The sequence below is a fragment of the Streptomyces flavidovirens DSM 40150 genome (genome assembly GCF_000429085.1).
GTDB lineage: Bacteria > Actinomycetota > Actinomycetes > Streptomycetales > Streptomycetaceae > Streptomyces > Streptomyces flavidovirens.
This window is the reverse complement of record NZ_AUBE01000004.1, coordinates 317,582-336,699: the sequence shown is the minus strand read 5'-3', so window position 1 is coordinate 336,699 and position 19,118 is coordinate 317,582. Positions and strand designations below refer to the sequence as shown.

General features: G+C 72.4%; 11 protein-coding genes. 5 read left to right on the top strand and 6 right to left on the bottom strand.

The window, feature by feature from the left end:
* Positions 1-83 precede the first annotated feature (83 nt).
* The 5 genes from G412_RS33690 to G412_RS0108830 all read right to left on the bottom strand — a co-directional run bounded on the left by G412_RS33690 (position 84) and on the right by G412_RS0108830 (position 7,842).
* Positions 84-881, bottom strand: a complete 798-nt coding sequence (locus G412_RS33690; RefSeq protein ID WP_051338212.1) for a ParB/RepB/Spo0J family partition protein — start codon at positions 879-881, stop codon at positions 84-86.
* On the bottom strand, positions 881-1,654 hold the full coding sequence (locus tag G412_RS33685) for a ParA family protein (RefSeq protein ID WP_078606866.1): 774 nt from the start codon (positions 1,652-1,654) through the stop codon (positions 881-883). The genes G412_RS33690 and G412_RS33685 overlap by 1 nt, the downstream gene beginning before the upstream one ends.
* A gap of 130 nt (positions 1,655-1,784) precedes the next feature.
* The gene (locus tag G412_RS0108840; RefSeq protein ID WP_028811782.1) at positions 1,785-3,401 is read right to left on the bottom strand and encodes an alpha/beta hydrolase; all 1,617 of its coding nucleotides are present in this window, start codon (positions 3,399-3,401) and stop codon (positions 1,785-1,787) included.
* 108 nt (positions 3,402-3,509) lie between these two features.
* The gene (locus tag G412_RS0108835; protein WP_028811781.1) at positions 3,510-5,072 is read right to left on the bottom strand and encodes an alpha/beta hydrolase; all 1,563 of its coding nucleotides are present in this window, start codon (positions 5,070-5,072) and stop codon (positions 3,510-3,512) included.
* A 100-nt stretch (positions 5,073-5,172) separates the two neighbouring features.
* Positions 5,173-7,842: a lysylphosphatidylglycerol synthase transmembrane domain-containing protein gene (locus G412_RS0108830; RefSeq protein ID WP_028811780.1), complete on the bottom strand. Its 2,670-nt coding sequence runs from the start codon at positions 7,840-7,842 to the stop codon at positions 5,173-5,175.
* 183 nt (positions 7,843-8,025) lie between these two features.
* On the opposite strand from G412_RS0108830, the gene G412_RS0108825 reads away from it, so the two are divergent.
* The 5 genes from G412_RS0108825 to nudC all read left to right on the top strand — a co-directional run bounded on the left by G412_RS0108825 (position 8,026) and on the right by nudC (position 18,570).
* Positions 8,026-8,415: an MGMT family protein gene (locus G412_RS0108825; RefSeq protein WP_028811779.1), complete on the top strand. Its 390-nt coding sequence runs from the start codon at positions 8,026-8,028 to the stop codon at positions 8,413-8,415.
* Between the two features lie 296 nt (positions 8,416-8,711).
* On the top strand, positions 8,712-12,068 hold the full coding sequence (locus tag G412_RS0108820) for an ATP-dependent helicase (RefSeq protein WP_425274457.1): 3,357 nt from the start codon (positions 8,712-8,714) through the stop codon (positions 12,066-12,068).
* Between the two features lie 115 nt (positions 12,069-12,183).
* Positions 12,184-16,089 carry a UvrD-helicase domain-containing protein gene (locus G412_RS33680; protein ID WP_037648093.1) on the top strand — a complete coding sequence of 1,302 codons (3,906 nt, stop codon included), beginning with the start codon at positions 12,184-12,186 and terminating at the stop codon, positions 16,087-16,089.
* A gap of 10 nt (positions 16,090-16,099) precedes the next feature.
* Entirely contained in the window at positions 16,100-17,500 is a 1,401-nt protein-coding gene (locus tag G412_RS0108810) for a dipeptidase (protein WP_028811777.1), read from the top strand.
* A gap of 128 nt (positions 17,501-17,628) precedes the next feature.
* Positions 17,629-18,570, top strand: coding sequence for an NAD(+) diphosphatase (nudC, locus tag G412_RS0108805; protein ID WP_028811776.1), 942 nt, complete (start codon positions 17,629-17,631; stop codon positions 18,568-18,570).
* Between the two features lie 109 nt (positions 18,571-18,679).
* Here nudC and G412_RS0108800 read toward each other — a convergent pair whose 3' ends face one another.
* Positions 18,680-18,934: a mycoredoxin gene (locus G412_RS0108800; RefSeq protein WP_028811775.1), complete on the bottom strand. Its 255-nt coding sequence runs from the start codon at positions 18,932-18,934 to the stop codon at positions 18,680-18,682.
* Positions 18,935-19,118 lie beyond the last annotated feature (184 nt).

The window sequence follows — 19,118 nt, the reverse complement described above, 5'->3', positions numbered from 1 at the left end:
GCTGTCCGGGCATTGTTGTACGTACGAAGGGCCGCCCCGCACGTGATGTGCGGGGCGGCCCTTCGCGCGCTCCGTGCCGGTGTTCAGCGCCCGCGGGTCAGCAGCTCGGCCACTCTTTCGAGCGCCGCGGGCGCCAGGTTGCGGCGCAGCACCTCGACCAGCTCCTCCGGCGTACCGCGGCTGTCGAGGGTGATTACGCCGTAATCGCGCCGCCGCGCCTTCGGTACGGAGGCGGGCGCCTCCGGTGTGCTGCCGGGAAGCTGCTGCTCGTCGCGCGGCAGCCGCGCGATCCGGCGGGCGTCCTCGACCGAGACCCGGCCGTCGGCCAGCGCCTCCTGGAGGTCCTCGCGGAGCCTCATCAGCGACAGCCGCTGCGAGACGAATCCCTGGGTCTTGCCGATGCGGGCGGCGACCTGGCGCTGCGAGTAGCCGTACGAGGTGATCAGGCCCTGGATGGCCCGGGCCTGTTCCAGCTCCGTCAGATCGTCGCGCTGGACGTTCTCGATGAGCGCGTCCTCGTCGGTGCGGCTCGCATCCTCCCGTACCAGGACCGGCACTTCACTCAGCCCGGCGAGCCTGGCGGCGGCGAGCCTGCGGTGCCCGTGCAGGACGACGTACGGGGCGTCGCCGACCGCCGCCTCGTGCTGCGGATGCGCGGCGAGGAAGGCACCGCGGGAGACGACACCGAGGGCCTGGAGCACTCCGCGCTCGCGCAGCGTCTCGGCCAGCCCGTCCAGGTCGCGCAGTTCGTGGCGCGGGTTGTCGGGGTTCTCCGCGAGGTCCGTGACGGGGACGGTCAGCGGGTACGTGTCCCGCCCGGCCGGCGGCACGGGAGCGTCACCCGCGGTGAGCAGGGTGGCGAGGTCGGTGCGGCGGCCCATCAGCGGGCCCCCGCCTTCTTCGTCGTACGCGTACGCCTCGGTCTCACCGGTTTCGCCGGGGCCGGAATGACCGCGAGGCCGACTTCCAGGGCGAGCCGGAAGAAGTCCTCGCGGGCCTGGAGTGCGACGCGGTTGGCGCCGTACTGCGTGACGACGAGGCCGTCGGCACTGGCGCGGGTGTGCAGCTTGTAGTGGCGTACGACGGTGCGCGCGAGCGGCCAGCCCTGCGCCTCGACGAACGCCCGGGTCTGGTCCAGGTCCGCCTTGCCGTCGCGCGGGTCCCAGTTGTTGATGACCACGCGGAACGGCAGTCCGCGCGGTTTCACGACGCGCTCGATGGTGCGCTGGGTGGGCTGGAAGCCGAGCGGCTCGGGCTCGATCGGCACGATCACGTCGTGCGCGCTGTCGAGGACGGCGCGCAGCGCGTCCGCGGCGGCCCCGCTCCCCAGCGGATCCTCGCTGTCGGTCCCGGCGAGGTCGAGCCAGCCGGGGGTGTCGACGAAGACGTGCTGGGCGGAGGGGATGCGGGGGAGCGCGGCGAGGCCGGGGAGGTCGTCGTGCGCCTGCACGAAGTCGAACGGCAGGCCGTCGCCGACCCGTTCCGACCACCACACGGCGGAGCCCTGCGGGTCGATCGAGACGGCGACGACGGGTGGCCGCTCACCCTCGGTCCCGGCGCCGAGCACATCGGCCGTGACGGCAGCGAGGTTGACGGCGAGGGTGGATTTACCCACGCCGCCTTTCTGATTGAGGATCACGTGTACGTGTGCCACGACCACTCTCCCTGGTTCACCGATTCGCGCAAATCCGACATTCGGGATTTACGGTCACTGTGACAGTGGTGCGTGGCCGCGCGCCGCATACACGCCGGAGGGCAGCTCTGCGCATGCCCCGTGCGGTCCGTCAGGAGCAGGTGGTGTTGTTCGCCGGGACCTTGCCGTTCAGGAAGTACGGGTCGACGGCGCGGGTTATGCACCCATTGCCGTTCAGGTACGCGCCGTGGCCCTCGCCCTCGTACGTGATCTGCACCCCCACACCCTCGCCCAGTTCCTCGACCATCCGGAGCGAACCCTCGTACGGGGTGGCCGAGTCGCCCGTGCCGCCGATCACCAGGACCGGGGCCGCGCCCTTCGCGGCCACCTCGGGGGTCGCGTGCTCGCCCTCGACCGGCCAGGAGGCGCACCAGCCGGCCAGGTCCCACGCCAGGTAGGGGCCGAAGACGGGGGAGACCTTACGGAAGTCGGCGAGGTGGGTCGCCCTGACCTGGTCGCCGCTCACGCGCCCCTTGGCGTCGGCGCAGGATATGGCGCGCTGGGCGTGGTGCGCCGTGCCGTAGTGCCCCTGCTGGTCGCGGTCGTTGTACCCGTCGGCGTACTTCAGCAGCGGGGAGCCGTCACCGTTCTCCGCCGCGCGCAGGGAGGCGGTGAGGCCCGGCCAGCTGTCCTCGCTGTAGAGCTGCGCGATGATGCCGGTGGTCGCGAGGCTCTGGGTGAGCGGGCGGCCGGTCCCGGTCGTGAGCGGCTTCTTGTCGAGGCGGTCGAGGAGTCGCACGACGCGCGCGGTGCCGGCTCCGGCGGTGGTGCCGGTGCTCTTGAAGTAGTTCTCCAGGGCGCGCTGGAAGCCCAGGGCCTGGTTGCGGGAGTGACGCACGATGTCCGCGGACGGGTCGACGACCGCGTCCAGTGCCATGCGCCCGACGTTTTCGGGGAAGAGGTGGGCGTACGTGCCGCCCAGCTCCGTGCCGTAGGAGAAGCCGAAGTAGTTCAGCTTCTTGTCGCCGAGGACCTGGCGGATCAGGTCCATGTCGCGGGCGGCGCTGCTCGTCGCGACGTACGGCAGGATCTTGCCGGAGCGCTTGGCGCAGCCCGCGCCGAAGGCGGCCGCGTCGTCGAGGTAGGCCTTCTCCTCGGCGGGGGCGTCGGGGGTGAAGTCCAGCCGGAAGGAGGCCTCGGACTGCCGGTCGTCCTGGCAGACGACGGCGGAGCTCTCCGCGACGCCGCGCGGGTCGAAGCTCACCAGGTCGTAGCGGGTGTGCAGGGTGGTGAACCCCGGCGCGTGGCCGGGCATCGACGCCACGCCCGAGCCGCCGGGGCCGCCGAAGTTGAAGAGCAGCGAACCGATGCGCCGGTCGTCGTCGGTGGCCTTCGAGCGGATCAGTGCGATCCCGATCGTGTCGCCGTCCGGCTTGCGGTAGTCCAGCGGTGCGGTGAGAGTGGCGCACTGCCAGCGGCCGCCGGGCGCCTGGGCAGCGCTGCCGGCCGCCTTGCGGGGCGCCGGGCACCGCTTCCAGTCGAGCTGCTGGCCGGTGAGCGCGGCGGGGAGGGCGGGCAGCTTGCCGGGGCTTTCGCCGCCGGCGCTGTGGCCGCTGTCGCTGTTGCCGCCGTCCTGGCGGGCCGGGGCTGTGGGTGACGCCGGGGGCTTGTCCGCGCTGCCGGTGGAGCCGCTGCCGCAGCCGGCGGCCGCTCCCGCCGTGAGGAGCGCGGCGACCGCCAGGGCGCCCGCCCGTACAAGATTCGCCATCGTGGCCCCCGTATGCGCCCAGAACTCGAAAAGAGATTCGCAATACTAGGCGGCCCCACTGACAGGCCCACTGACAGCCCACGGACCGGACTGTCGACAGGGTCGGGTCTACGGGCACACCGTCCCGTCGGCCGGTACCTTGCCCCGCAGCAGGTACGCGTCCACCGCTCCCTGCACGCACTTGTCACCGCTGTTGTACGCGCCGTGGCCCTCGCCCTTGTACGTCAGCTCGACGCCGACTCCCTTGCCCAGTTCTTTGGCCATCTTCTTCGCGCCCGCGTAGGGCGTCGCCGGGTCGCCGGTGTTCCCGATGACGACGATGGGGGGCGAGCCGGGCGCGCTCACCTCGGGGGTGTCCCACTGGCCGTCCACCGGCCACTCGGAGCAGCCCAGCAGACCCCAGCCCCAGGCCTCACCGAAGAGCGGCGAGACCTCGCGGAAGTCGCGGAGGTTCGCCTTCGTCCCCGCCACGTCGAAACGGGCCTTGTAGTCCGCGCAGTTGATGGCGGTGTTGGCGGCCCCCTGGTTGCTGTACGAGCCGTCGGGATTGCGGCCGTTCATGGCGTCCGAGAGGCTGAGCAGAAGCTCACCGTTACCGCCGTCCGCTTCGTCGAGGCCCTGCTCCAGGTACTTCCAGTACTCCTGGGAGTAGAGGGCCTGGGCGATGCCGTTGGTGGCGTGGGACTGGGTCAGCTCGCGGTCGCCGATGCCCTTGACGGGCTTCTCGTCGAGCCGCTTGAGGAGGTCGACGACGAAACCCTCGATCTCCTTCACGCTAGTGCCGGGCAGAGCGCACGCGTCGCCGCGCTCCACGCAGTCCTTGGCGAAGCTCTCAAAGGCGAGCTGGAAGCCCTTGAGCTGGGTGAGCGAGGCCTGCTCGGCGGGCTGAGTGGGGTCGACGACCGCGTCGAAGACCGCCCTGCCGACTCTCTTCGGGAACAAGTGGGCGTAGACGCCGCCCAGTTCGGTGCCGTACGAGATGCCGAAGTAGTGCAGCTTGTCGTCGCCGAGAGCCTGCCTCATGAGGTCCATGTCGCGGGCCGCGTTGGTGGTGCCGACGTGCGGGAGGTCCTCGCCCGAGTTGTCCTTGCAGGCGGCGGCGTACTCCGCGAGGCTGTCGGTGAGGTTCTTCTCCTCGGCGGCGTCGTCCGGGGTGCTGTCCTGGGCGTAGTACTCGTCGAGCTCCTCGTCGTCCTGGCACTGGACGCCCACGCTGCGGCCGACGCCGCGCGGGTCGAAGCTCACCAGGTCGTACCGGGAGCGCAGGCGCTCGTAGTTCGGGGCCAGGGAGGGCAGGCCCGTCAGGCCCGAGCCGCCGGGCCCGCCGAAGTTGAAGACGAGGGAGCCGATGCGGTTCTTGGTGTCGCGGGCCTGCGCGCGGATGAGCGCCAGTTCGATGGTGTCGCCGTCGGGCTTCGCGTAGTCGCGCGGGACGTCCATGAAGGCGCACTGCCAGGTGGTGCCGCCGGGGAGAGGAGAGGGGGAGGCGCCGCCGCCCTCCGCCGCGGCCGGGGCCGGGCAGTTTGTCCAGTCGAGCTGCTGGGCGGCGAGGTCGCCGGCCCCGCTGCCGTCCTTGCCCTTGTCACCGTTGTCGGTGCAGCCGGCGAGGGACACGAGAACGGCGGTGGCGGCGAGGACGGCCGTGGCACGCAGGGCGGCGGAAGTCGGCATGCGTCCATCGTGCGACGGGGGGCGGGAGCGTGCGCCCCGAGAGCGCCATTCGGGACGGCGGACGGGGCGTCCCGGATGGCTCGTACGAAGCCACCAGCCCCTAGAGCTGTTCCTTGCGCGTCAGGTTGTTGAAGAACAGCCAGCCCGGCAGCACCGGCAGCCAGAACGTCAGCAGCCGGTACAGCAGCACAGCGGGGGCCGCGATCGCGGTAGGCAGACCCGCGACCGTCAGGGCCGCGATGAGCGCGCCCTCGACCGCCCCGACACCGCCCGGCGTCGGCACCGCGGAACCCAGCGCGTTCGCGGTCAGGAAGACCACCGCGATGGTGGCGTAACTCAGGCGGGCGTCGCTGTCGAAGGCGCGGATCGACGCGTCCAGGCACATCACGAACGCCGCGGTCAGCAACAGCATCCCGCCGATGCCGGTGATCAGCTTCTGCGGCCGCTGCAGTACGTCGAGCATGCGCGGCACCACACCCGCGAACAACGACCGCACCCGCGTCACCACGAACCTGCGCAGGATCGGTACGGCCGTGACCACCAGCGCCAGCACCGCAGCCGTCAGCAGGCCGGCGATCACCGTCCGGGACGGGGAGAGCGTGGGGGTCCGTTCGGTGCCCGTTACGTAACCGAAGATCATCAGCAGCGTGATGTGGCTCGCGAGGCCGAAGAGCTGCGAGGCCCCGACACTCGCCACCGCCAGCCCCGGACGTACGCCGGCGCGCTGGAGGAAACGGGCGTTCAGTGCCACACCGCCGATCGCCGCCGGGGCGACCAGCTTCACGAAGGACCCCGCCACCTGGGCTTTGACCGTTCGCCCGAAGGGGACCTTCTCGGGAACGAAGCCGAGCAGACTCATCGCCGCGGCCGGGTAGCTCAGCGCGGAGAACAGCACGGCCACCCCTGCCCAGCGCCAGTCCGCCGTCGCGATCGCCTCGCTCATGTCGTTGGCCATCAGCCCCGAGATGAGGAAGTACGCGGCGAAGGCGCCCGCGATGACGCTGACGAGCGTACGGGGCCTGATGCGTTCGAGGCGGGCCGGCTCGACCGGCGCCTGCGGCCGGATGAGCAGCACCTGATGGCGGATCTGCGTCAGCAGGTCCTCTTCGCGTGCTTCCTCCAGGGCTTCCTCCATGGCCCCCTTCTCGGCCTTCTTCTCCGCCCGTACGGCCTTGCGGCCACCGGCCGGCGCGGCGTCCTCGGCGCCCGGTTCGGCCGCCTTGGCGTGCGAAGCCTCGATCACGGCCTCGCGCTCCCGCTGCGACCGTTCGCGCGCCAGCTTGCGCAGCGTCGCGCGCGTGGAGCGGCTCAGGGCGATCGGCTGGAGCAGCGGCAGGCTGTCGGCGACCGCGTCGGGACCCAGGACGTCCACGGCGGCGGCCACGGCCCGCTCGGCGCCCGCACGCAGCCCGAGCGTCGTCAGGAGCTGTGCGACATCCATGCGCAGTACGACGTCGCCGGCGGCGATCTCACCGCCGCGCAGGTCGGTCAGGATCACCCTGCCGGAACGATCCACCAAGATCGCGTCGCCGACCAGCCTGCGATGAGCGATACGGCGCGACTGCAGAGCCTTGACCTGACGCCACGCGCCGCGCAGCAGCTCGTCGGTGATCTCCTCGTCGGGCAGCGAGTCCAGCGAGCGGCCGCCCAGGTGCTCGTACACGAGCATCACGGCGTCGGGGCCGAGCTCGGACGTGGCGATCAGCTTCGGCGCGTTGGCCCCGGCGGCGATGGCGGCGTACGCGAGAAGAGCCTCCTGCTCCAGGGCCTGGCGCAGGGACTGGATCGAGCGGCGCTGGGTGATGCCGCGCAGGGTCACCTGGCGCCACACGCGGTAGAAGAACCCCTGCGCCTGCTGCTCGCGGTCGACGACGGTGACGTCGAGGGGCGGCCCGTCCTCCAGCGTGACGAGATAGCGCCGCCCGCGGTCGCCCTGCTCGGCCGAGTCGGGCATGTCCTCGGCGCGCATCGCCGTCACGGGGCGGAAGCCGACGTGCCGCAGGCCCGCCAGGAGCGTCTGTCCCGTGGGCCGTACGTTCGGCGATCCGACGGCGTAAAGCGTCCCGTACGCGACGGTCCAGCCGATCAGCACCGTCACGATGATCGAGAACGGTGTGGTCTGGCGGCCCACCAGTACGGCGAACGAGTTGAGCAGCAGCACCGCCCACAGCGCCACGCGCCAGCGCGGCCTGCGGGCCATGCCGACCGCCGTCATGTAGGCGATGACCGGCGCGAGATAACCGTGCACGGGATCGGTGAGTTCGCCGTTCGCGGTGGCCTGGGTGAGCGCTTCCCTGATCGTGTCCGGGGCGGCCTCGGAGACCCACAGGTCGGTGGCGAGCGCCACACCGTGGGCGAGCACGGCCGCGAGTACGCCGTCCGCGATCCGCAGTCCGTCACGCTTGATCAGCCGCTCGATCGCGAAGGCGACGGGCAGGATCAGTACGGCGATGCTGGAGATCAGACCGGCCAGTTTGATGAAGACGTCGGGGGTCTGGCCGGTGCCCTTGCTGATGTCCTGTTCGAGCCCGGACGCGGTGCCGTGCGCGAAGGCGGCGATGGCGAGCACGCAGATGATGCCGAGTACGCCGACGAGCAGTCGCACCAGGTCGGAGGGCCGGTGCACGCGCGCGGAGAGCAGCGGTTCGTCGCCGGAGACCCGGTCGGTGTGGGGTGCTTCGGGCCCGCTGTCCATGTTCTCCGTGGGCCTCTCGGGTGCGTCAGGGTGCGAATCGGCGCCAGGGGTGCTCGCCACCGGGGGAGGCTGCACGCCCTGCTCCTTCGTCGATTCTTCTTGATCTCGTATCACCTGTCACCGCCCGGATGATGGTGGCATGACCGGATGACAGAGGGGGGCATCAGGGTGCATTGCGGGGGCGTGAAGTGTCTTGGATGCGTCGGGTACGCCCCATGGAGCAGCGCACTGTCGGTGCCGTGGTGCAGGATGGACCGGATGAGCGACGAGCCGGAAGTCCCCGCACTCCCCGAGTACGCCGAGCGCGTGCTGGAGGTGGCGGAGATGATTCCACCCGGCCGTGTGATGACCTACGGAGACGTCGCCGAGTGGCTCCAAGAGGGCGGCCCACGCCAGGTGGGGCGGGTCATGGCGCTCTACGGCGGCGGCGCGCCCTGGTGGCGAGTGGTGCGTTCCGACGGCGCACTGCTTCCCGGCCATGAGCTGCGGGCGCTGGGCCACTACCGCGCGGAGGCCACCCCGCTGCGGACGGCCTCCCGGCAGTCCGGGACCCACCTCCCGCGCCTGGACATGAAGCAGGCGCGATGGGACGGCGGCGGCACGGCCGGCTCCGGCGGAAGTGCACAAGCTCACACGGCTCACACCTGACAGCCTCCTGCATGCGGCGACGCGGCGGGCGGCGCCGGGCCCGTACGGGGTACGAGGCGCGGCGGTAGGCGGACTCGCTGCGTCCCCGGCGCCCACTGGCGTAGCGTCGGCGGCACGCGTCGCGCGTACACCGCTCATCGCGCACGCACCGCGCCCCGCACGGGGTGGCAAGTCAATCCGTACACCCACCAGGACCGGCGATCCACGTGAGCTCCTCCCCTTCCCCAGGTTCCGCGGGTTCCGGCTGGAATCCGCCGCACCGTCAGGCGCGGCAGCGGACCCCGGGCGCGTACCGACTGGTACGTACCCGGCCGGGCCCGGTGAACCCCCCTCTTCTGGACGCACGCCAGCGTGCGGTGGTTGACCATGCCGGGGGCCCGCTGCTGGTCCTCGCGGGACCCGGCACCGGCAAGACGACGACCCTGGTGGAGGCGGTGGCCGCCCGCGTCGCCAAAGGGGCCGACCCGGCGCGCATCCTGGTGCTCACCTTCAGCCGCAAGGCGGCGGTGGAGCTGCGCGACCGGATGGCGCTGCGGCTCGGCGGCGCGTACGGGCCGCAGGCCACCACCTTTCACTCCTTCTGCTACGCCCTGGTCCGCGCGCATCAGGACAGCGACCTCTTCAGCGAACCGCTGCGGCTGCTGTCCGGCCCCGAACAGGACGTCGCCGTACGCGACCTTCTCGCGGGCCACGTGGAGCTGGAACGGGACGGCCGGCCCACCCCCGTCCACTGGCCGGACGAACTGCGCGCCTGCCTCACCACGCGCGGCTTCGCCGACGAGGTCCGCGCCGTGCTGGCACGCAGCCGTGAGCTGGGGCTCGGGCCCGACTCACTCGGAGCCTTCGCGGCGCGTACCGGGCGGCCCGACTGGAAGGCCGCGGCGGCCTTCCTGGCCGAGTACCTCGACGTACTCGACATGCAGGGCGTCCTCGACTACGCCGAACTGGTCCACCGGGCGGTGCTGCTCGCCGAACAGGCGGAGCTCACGGGCCGGCTCAGCGCGCAGTACGACGCTGTCTTCGTAGACGAGTACCAGGACACGGACCCGGCGCAGGTCCGCCTCCTGCGCGCGCTGGCCGGTTCCGGCCGCACCCTGGTGGCTTTCGGTGACCCGGACCAGTCGATCTACGCGTTCCGCGGAGCGGACGTCGGCGGCATCCTCGACTTCCCGCACACGTTCCGCAGAGCGGACGGCAGCCCTTCGCCGGTGGAGGTCCTGACGACCTCCCGCCGCTCGGGAGCGGGCCTCCTGGCGGCCACCCGTCTGCTCACCCGCCGGATGCCGCTGACGCGCCTGCCGGCCGAGAAGGTACGGGCGCACCGCGACCTGGCCGCCGTACGCGAAGGGGGCCGCACGGAGGTCTTCACGTACCCGACGGCGGGCACGGAGCTCGACAACATCGCGGACATCCTGCGCCGCGCCCACCTGGAGGAGGGCGTGCCGTGGAACGAGATGGCGGTACTGGTACGCGCCGGCGGGCGCACCATCCCCGCCGTACGCCGCGCCCTGACCTCGGCAGGTGTCCCCCTGGAGATCGACGGCGACGACCTGGCCCTGCGCCACGAGCCGGCGGTGACGCCTCTGCTGACGGCGCTGCGGGCGGTGGCCGAGGCGGCGCTCGCCTCACCGGACCAGCCTGCCGGGCATCGTGAGACGCACGCTGCCGGGGAGCCCGAGGAGCCCGAGGAGCCGGAGGTGCCCGAGGAGCGCCGGGAGCCTGCCGACGTTCGGGAAGGGCCGGGCCAGGGGAACTCCACTCCACCCGCCACCACCACCTGGCTCAGCGCGGAGGTCGCCGCCGAGCTGCTCGCCTCGCCGCTCGCCGGCATGGACACTGCCGACCTGCGCCGGCTCGGCCGTGCCCTGCGCGACGAGGAGCGCGCCGCCGGGAACCGGCTCCCGCCGCCCTCCGGCGAACTGCTCGCCCGCGCCCTCGCGCAGCCCGAGCGCCTGGCCGCGCACGACCCGGCGTACGCCCGCGGCGCCCAGCGCCTCGGCGCGCTCCTGCGCACGGCCCGTACGCTCCTCGAAGCCGGCGGCACGGCCGAGGAGGCTCTCTGGGAGCTGTGGAACGGCACCCCCTGGCCGGGGCGCCTCGAACGCGCGGCCCTGCGCGGGGGCACGGCCGGCCGCAACGCCGACCGCGACCTCGACGCCGTATGCGCGCTCTTCGACACCGCGGCCCGCGCCGAGGAACGTTCCGGCGGCCGCGGCGCGCTGAACTTCCTGGAAGAGCTCGACGCCCAGGACATCGCCGCCGACACCCTCAGCAAGCGCGCCGCGCGCCCCGACGCCGTACGCCTGATGACCGCGCACCGGTCAAAAGGGCTGGAGTGGCGCCTGGTCGTCGTGGCAGGCGTGCAGGAGGGCCTGTGGCCGGACCTGCGCCGCCGCGGATCGCTCCTCGAAGCGGACCGGATCGGCCGCGACGGCCTCGCCGAGCCGCTCACCCCCGGCGCCCTCCTCGCCGAGGAACGCCGGCTCTTCTACGTCGCCGCCACCCGCGCTCGCGAGCGCCTCGTCGTCACCGCCGTCAAGGCCCCCGCCGACGACGGCGACCAGCCCTCCCGCTTCCTGACCGAACTCGGCGTCGAACCCAAGGACGTCACCGGCCGCCCCCGCCGCCCCCTCGCCGTGGCCGCACTCGTCGCCGAACTGCGCGCCACCACCGTCGACCCGGCGGCGACCCCCGCCCTGCGCGACGCCGCCGCCCGCCGACTGGCCCGCCTCGCCGCGCTCGCGGACGAGGACGGCCAGCCGCTGGTCCCCTCGGCGCACCCGTACCGCTGGTGGGGCCTGTACGACCCGACGCACAGCAGCGTCCCGCTGCGCGACCGCGACGAACCCGTAGCGCTCTCGGGAAGCGCACTGGACCAGCTCGCGAACACGTGCTCCCTCCAGTGGTTCCTGGGACGCGAGGTGAAGGCGGACGCACCGGCGACCGCCGCCCAGGGTTTCGGGAACGTCGTGCACGTCCTGGCCGACGAGGTCGCGTCCGGCCGTACGCCCGCCGACCTCGCCGTACTCATGGAACGCCTCGACTCCGTCTGGGACGCCCTCGCCTTCGACGCGCCCTGGAAGTCCCAGCAGGAGAAGGAGCACGCGCGTGTGGCGCTCGAACGCTTCCTGAAGTGGCACGTCATGGACCGCGGCGGCCGTACCCCGGTCGCCACCGAGCACGACTTCGACGTGACCCTGGAGGCGGGCGGGGAGTACGAGGTGCGCATCCGGGGTTCCATGGACCGCGTCGAGCGGGACGCCGAGGGGCGGGCGTACGTCGTCGACTTCAAGACCGGGAAAGCGGCCCCCACGCGCGACGAGGTCGCCCGCCATCCGCAGCTCGCCGTCTACCAGCTCGCCGTACGGGAAGGCGCGGTGGACGAGGCGTTCGGGGGAACGCGTCCCGAGCCCGGCGGCGCCGAACTCGTACAGCTGCGGCAGGCGGCCGCCAAGAAGGACGGCGGTGAGGCGCTGCCCAAGGTCCAGGCGCAGGAGCCGCTCGCCGGGGAGTGGGTCGGTGACCTGCTCGCCACCGCCGCCGGCCGCGTACTCGACGAACGCTTCAGTCCGGCGACCGGCCAGCACTGCACGCACTGCGCGTTCCGCGCTTCGTGCAGCGCGCAGCCGGAGGGCCGCCACATCGTCGAGTAGCCCGCTCGTCGAGTAGCCCGCTCGTCGAGTAAGACGCTCGTCGAGCAGCCCGCTCGTCGGGTAGCGCCGGCTTCACGGACCGTCGTTGTCAGTGGGGCCGGATAGCCTCTCTGGGGTGTCAGCCCGAATCACCGACCCCGAGCAGCTCAAAGAGCTCCTCGGCATCCCGTTCACCCCGGAGCAGATGGCGTGCATCACCGCACCGCCTGCCCCGCAGGTCATCGTGGCCGGAGCCGGTTCGGGCAAGACGACGGTCATGGCCGCGCGCGTGGTGTGGCTGGTCGGCACCGGGCAGGTCGCCCCCGAGCAGGTACTCGGCCTGACCTTCACCAACAAGGCGGCCGGTGAGCTTGCCGAGCGCGTCCGCAAGGCGCTGGTGCGCGCCGGGGTGACCGACCCCGACGTCATCGACCCCGACAACCCCCCTGGCGAGCCCCGGATCTCGACGTACCACGCCTTCGCCGGGCAGCTCCTCGCCGAGCACGGCCTGCGCATCGGCCTCGAACCGACCGCCCGCCTCCTCGCCGACGCCACCCGCTACCAGCTCGCCGCACGGGTGCTGCGCGAGGCGCCAGGACCGTATCCGGCGCTGACCAGATCATTTCCGTCCCTGGTCAGCGACCTGCTCGCGCTGGACGCGGAGCTGGCTGAGCACCTCGTGAAACCGGCCCGCCTCGCGACGTACGACACCGGGCTCCTCAACAGCCTCGCGTCCGTCAAGCTCTCCAACGCCGACCTGCGCAAGGTTCCCGAAGCCGCCGCCGCCCGCCTCGAACTCCTCGACCTCACCATCCGCTACCGCGAGGCCAAGCGCAGCCGCGACCTCCTCGACTTCGGTGACCAGATCGCCCTCTCCGCCGAACTCGCGCTCACCAGCGAGGAGGCCGGCCGGATCCTGCGCGACGAATTCCGCGTCGTCCTGCTCGACGAGTACCAGGACACGTCCGTCGCGCAGCGCCTGCTCCTCTCCGGACTGTTCGGCGGCGGCACCGGGCACGCGGTGACGGCCGTCGGTGACCCCTGCCAGGCGATCTACGGCTGGCGCGGTGCCTCCGTCGCGAACCTCGACGACTTCCCCGCCCACTTCCCGTACGCCGACGGGAGCCCCGCAGCCCGCTACTCGCTCAGCGAGAACCGCCGCAGCGGCGGCCGCCTCCTCGACCTCGCCAACGGCCTCGCCGTCCCGCTGCGCGCCATGCACGAGGGCGTCGAGGCACTGCGCCCCGCCCCGGGCGCCGAGCGCGACGGCATCGTCCGCTGCGCCCTGCTGCCCACCCACGCGGAGGAGATCGCGTGGCTGGCCGACTCGATAGCCCACCTCGTCCGTACGGGCAAGGAGCCCGGCGAGATCGCCGTCCTGTGCCGTACGGCGGGCGACTTCGCCGAGATCCAGGGCGCGCTGGTGGCCCGCGACGTACCGGTCGAGGTCGTCGGCCTGTCCGGACTCCTCCACCTCCCCGAGGTCGCGGACCTCGTCGCCGTCTGCGAGGTCCTCCAGGACCCGGGGGCCAATGCCTCGCTCGTACGCATCCTCACCGGCCCCCGCTGGCGCATCGGCCCGCGCGACCTGGCCCTGCTCGGGCGCCGCGCGCGCCTGCTCGTCCACCGCGCGCCGGGCGCCGACGCGGACGCCGACCCCGACGGCAGGCTGGCCGAGGCCGTCGAGGGCGTAGACCCGGCGGAGGTCATCTCCCTCGCGGACGCGCTCGACACCTTCCTGGAGTCCGGCGGCGGCCCGGACGACGGCCTGCCCTTCTCGGCCGACGCCCGGGTCCGGTTCGCCCGCCTGGCGGCCGAGCTGCGCGACCTGCGGCGCTCGCTCGCGGACCCGCTCATGGACGTACTGCACCGGGTGCTCGCCACGACGGGCCTCGAAGTGGAACTTTCGGCCTCACCGCACGCCCTGGCCGCCCGCCGGCGGGAGACGCTGAGCAACTTCCTGGACACGGCGGCCGGATTCGCGGCGCTGGACGGCGAGGCGACCCTGCTCGCCTTCCTCGCCTTCCTGCGGACCGCCGCCCAGTACGAGAAGGGGCTCGACAACGCCCTGCCCGGCGGCGAGAACACCGTCAAGGTCCTCACCGCGCACAAGTCCAAGGGCCTGGAGTGGGACGTCGTGGCGGCGCCGGGCCTGGTCGCGGGCCACTTCCCGAGCGAGCAGTCACGCGACTCCTGGACCTCACAGGCCAAGGTCCTGCCGCACGCGCTGCGCGGCGACGCGAAGACGCTCCCGGACGTGGGGGACTGGGACGCCAAGGGCATCAAGGCGTTCAAGGACGCGATGAAGGCCCACCAGCACACCGAGGAGCTGCGCCTCGGATACGTGACCTTCACGCGCCCGCGCTCGCTGCTCCTCGGCTCGGGCCACTGGTGGGGCCCGACCCAGAAGAAGCCGCGCGGTCCTTCCGGCTTCCTGCGGGCGCTGTACGACCACTGCGCGGCCGGATTCGGAGAGATCGAGGCGTGGGCGGACGAGCCCGCCGAGGACGAGGAGAACCCGTCCCTGCGCGAGTCGGCGACGGACCGTGTGTGGCCCTTGCCGCTGGATCCGACGTCCATGGCCCGCCGCCGCCGGGCAGCGGAGACGGTCATGGCCCACTTGGCGGCCCTGGCGGCAGCTCCGGCCGATGCGGAGGCGGAGCAGGAGCCGGAGCCGGAGCCCCCCACGGACTTCGACTTCGACGAGCCTTTCGAAGAGCGTTTCGAAGGGCGTTTCGACGACCCCGTCGAGCCCGACTTCGAAGCCACCTCCGAGCCGGACTTCGACGCCACCCCGCCGGACTGGGACAGCCTTCTCACGGAACGCCCCGCACCGGAACCGGCCACCCCACCAACCGCCACGGAGACGGCCCACGCCGACGCGGGACCGGAGACGCGCACCGGCACGAAGGCTCTCGCGGATGCCTCGCCGGACACCCGTACGGACACCCGGGCCCGCCTTGAGGCGGACGCCGCCCCTCGCGCCAGTGCCCCCGCCGAGGCCACAGCGAACGGCAGCCGCGCACACGCGGCGGTCGACGCCGAGGGTTCGCTCGACGCGTTCCAAGGCCACGACGCCACTCCGCCGGGCTGGGACAGTTGGTCCGCTGTGCGCCCGGGTGCCGTACCCGCGCCCCGCACGCCCTCGTGCGCGGACCGCCCCGGCGCCGTACCGCAGCACGCACAGTCCGCCCCGGACCACGACACCGTCCCCGTACGCCCCCACCCGACGCACGAGACGCACGAGGCGCACGAGGCGCACGCGACCGGTCCGGGCGGCCCGACGATGTCCGGTGGAACCAGCACGCCTCGGCCGGGCCATGGTGGGGAGTCCCTCACCCCCGAAGAGGCCCGCGCGGTCGCCTCCTGGGACCGGGATCTCGACGCCCTCGCCGGTGAGCTGCGCCGTGCCCGCGCCACGACCCGTGACGTCCTCGTACCGCCCTCCCTCACCGCATCCGAGCTCCTGCGGCTCGCCGCCGACCCCGACGGTTTCGCCCAGGAGCTCGCCCGCCCCATGCCACGTCCGCCACAGCCTGCCGCGCGCCGGGGCACCCGGTTCCACGCGTGGGTGGAGTCGCGTTTCGAGGAGCTGCCGCTGCCCATGCTCGGGCCGGACGAGCTGCCCGGCGGCGACGAGTCCGACGCCGAGATCGCGGACGAGCGCGACCTGGCCGCACTCAAGGAGGCGTTCGAGCGCACCCCGTACGCGCGCCGCACCCCCTACCGCGTCGAGGCGCCCTTCCACCTCACCCTCGCGGGCCGCGTCATCCGGGGTCGCATAGACGCCGTATACCGCGACGAGGCCACCGGCGCGTACGAGATCGTCGACTGGAAGACCAGCCGCACGCGCGCCGCCGACCCCCTCCAGCTCGCCGTCTACCGCCTCGCCTGGGCGGAACAGCACGACGTGCCCCCCGACTCCGTGGGCGCGGCGTTCCTCTACGTCCGCACCGGTGAGATCGCGCGCCCCACCGGCCTCCCCGGCCGTGCCGAGCTGGAACGGATCCTGCTGGACGAGCCCGGCCCGGCGGCCGGATAGGCTCAAGGCCATGAGCGACACCCCGGACAGCGTCGTCCGTACGTACATCGACACGCACCGCGCGGCCTTCCTCGGCGACCTCGCCGACTGGCTGCGCATCCCGTCCGTGTCGGCGCAGCCGGACCACGCCGCCGACGTGCGGCGCAGCGCCGAATGGCTGGCGGCGAAGCTCAAGGAGACCGGCTTCCCGGTCTCCGAGATCTGGCCCACCGCAGGCGCCCCGGCCGTATTCGCCGAGTGGCCGAGCGGCGACCCGGACGCCCCCACCGTGCTCGTCTACGGACACCACGACGTGCAGCCCGCCGCCCGCGAGGACGGCTGGCACACGGACCCCTTCGAACCGGAGATCATCGGCGGCCGGCTCTACGCCCGTGGCGCCGCCGACGACAAGGGCCAGGTGTTCTTCCACACCCTCGGCGTGCGCGCCCACCTCGCCGCCACCGGCCGCATCGCCCCCGCCGTCAACCTCAAGCTCCTCGTCGAGGGTGAGGAGGAGTCCGGCTCCCCGCACTTCCGCGCGCTCGTCGAGGAGCGCGCGGAGCGCCTCGCCGCCGACGCGGTGATCGTCTCCGACACCGGCATGTGGTCCGAGGACACCCCCACCGTCTGCACCGGCATGCGCGGCGTGGCCGACTGCGAGATCAAGCTGTACGGGCCCGACCAGGACATCCACTCAGGGTCCTTCGGCGGCGCCGTCCCCAACCCGGCCACCGTCGCCGCCCGCCTCGTCGCGGCCCTCCACGACGAGAACGAGCACGTCACGATCCCCGGCTTCTACGACGGCATGGTCGAGCTCACGGACCGCGAGCGCGAGCTGTTCGCCGAGCTCCCCTTCGACGAGGCCGAGTGGCTCCGTACAGCCAAGTCCCGAGCCACGCTCGGCGAGGCCGGCCACACCACTCTGGAGCGCGTCTGGGCCCGCCCGACCGCCGAGGTCAACGGCATCGGCGGCGGCTACCAGGGCCCCGGCGGCAAGACGATCGTCCCGTCCTCCGCCCACCTGAAGCTCTCCTTCCGCCTGGTCGCGGGCCAGCACCCGGACAAGATCGAGCAGTCCGTACGCGACTGGGTCGCATCCCGCGTACCGGCCGGCATCCGTCACGAGATCACGTTCGGCGCCGCCACGCGCCCGTGCCTGACGCCACTGGACCACCCCGCGCTCCAGTCCGTCGTACGGGCCATGGGCCGTGCCTTCGGCCGGAAGATCCTCTTCACGCGGGAGGGCGGCTCGGGGCCCGCGGCGGACCTCCAGGACGTACTCGGTGCACCCGTGCTCTTCCTGGGTATCTCCGTACCCTCGGACGGCTGGCACGCACCCAACGAGAAGGTCGAGCTCGACCTGCTCCTCAAGGGCGTCGAGACGACCGCGTATCTGTGGGGCGACCTCGCGGCGCACTGGCGCGCCTCCTGAAGCCGAACCTCATCCGAATCCACCAGGGGGAGTTGGAAGCACCTGTGAGCACCTCGACGGACTACACGGGCCTGACCGCGGGCAGCTCGGACAGCTCGGGCAGCTCGGCCGGCTCGGCCGGCGCGGACATGGCGGGCAGCACGGACGCCACGCGGCGGCCGATCGGGCTCACCGCCCCGAGCGGCATCGACCGCGCCGCGCACCACCGCCTCGACGAGGCCTGGCTGGCGGCGGCGTGGAGCCACCCGACGACCCGTGTCTTCGTGGTCTCCGGCGGACAGGCCCTGATCGACGACACCCCGGACGGGCGCACGGAACTCGTCATGACCCCCGCCTTCGAGGCCCCGGTCACCGAGACGCACCGTTATTTCCTCGGTACGGACGAGGACGGCGTCAGCTACTTCGCGCTCCAGAAGGACTCCCTGCCGGGCCGCATGGACCAGTCCGCGCGCCCCGCCGGTCTGCGCGAGGCCGGGCTTCTGCTCGACCCGCGCGACGCGGGCCTGATGGTCCACGCGGTGGCCCTGGAGAACTGGCAGCGGCTGCACCGTTTCTGTTCGCGCTGCGGCGAGCGCACCGTCATCGCGGCGGCCGGGCACATCCGGCGCTGCCAGGCGTGCGGCGCCGAGCACTACCCGCGCACGGACCCCGCCGTCATCATGCTGGTCACGGACGAGGAGGACCGCGCGCTCCTCGGCCGCCAGGTGCACTGGCCGGAAGGCCGGTTCTCGACGCTCGCGGGCTTCGTGGAGCCCGGTGAGACGATCGAGGAGTCGGTGGCTCGCGAGGTCTTCGAGGAGGCGGGTGTCACAGTCGGCCACGTCGAATACGTCGCCAGCCAGCCGTGGCCGTTCCCGTCCAGCCTGATGCTCGGCTTCATGGCGCGTGCCACGTCGTCGGAGATCGACGTGGACGGCGAGGAGATCGAGGAGGCGCGCTGGTTCTCCAGGGACGATCTCCGGAGCGCCATCGAGTCCGGTGAGATCCTGCCCCCGTCGGGCATCTCGATCGCCGCCCGCCTGGTGGAGCTCTGGTACGGCAAGCCCCTGCCGAAGCCACTGAATCCGTAACGCCCGCTCATACGGAACGCCCGCTCATACGGAAGGGCCCCCACGCTGCTGCCTGGGGGCCCTTCCGTATGAGCTGTACGTGTGTTTCTGTACGTGTGTGCCTCGGGCCTCAGACGGCCAGCGCCTGCTTGACCTGGGCGAGGCTCGGGTTGGTCATGACCGACTGCTCACCGGAGGCGGGAACCACGAGGACGGTCGGGACCGTCTGGTTTCCGCCATTCGCCTTCTCGACGAAGGCCGCCGACTCCGGGTCCAGCTCGATGTTGATCTCGGTGTACGCGATGCCCTCACGGTCCATCTGGCTCTTGAGCCGACGGCAGTAGCCGCACCACGTCGTGCTGTACATCGTCACTGTTCCCTGCATGTCGAATGCGCTCCTCTGGTTCGCCGGGGTCCGTGCCCCGGTGAGTCGAAAATCCAGTCAGTCGAACGTACGCGACCCGACCGCCATTCCCGCATTAGTACGACCAGTGCCCGGGCCCTGTGGACAAGCGCCGCACCCACCACTCCCGACCTGGCAGCATGGCGGGGTGACAGCAGCAACGCAC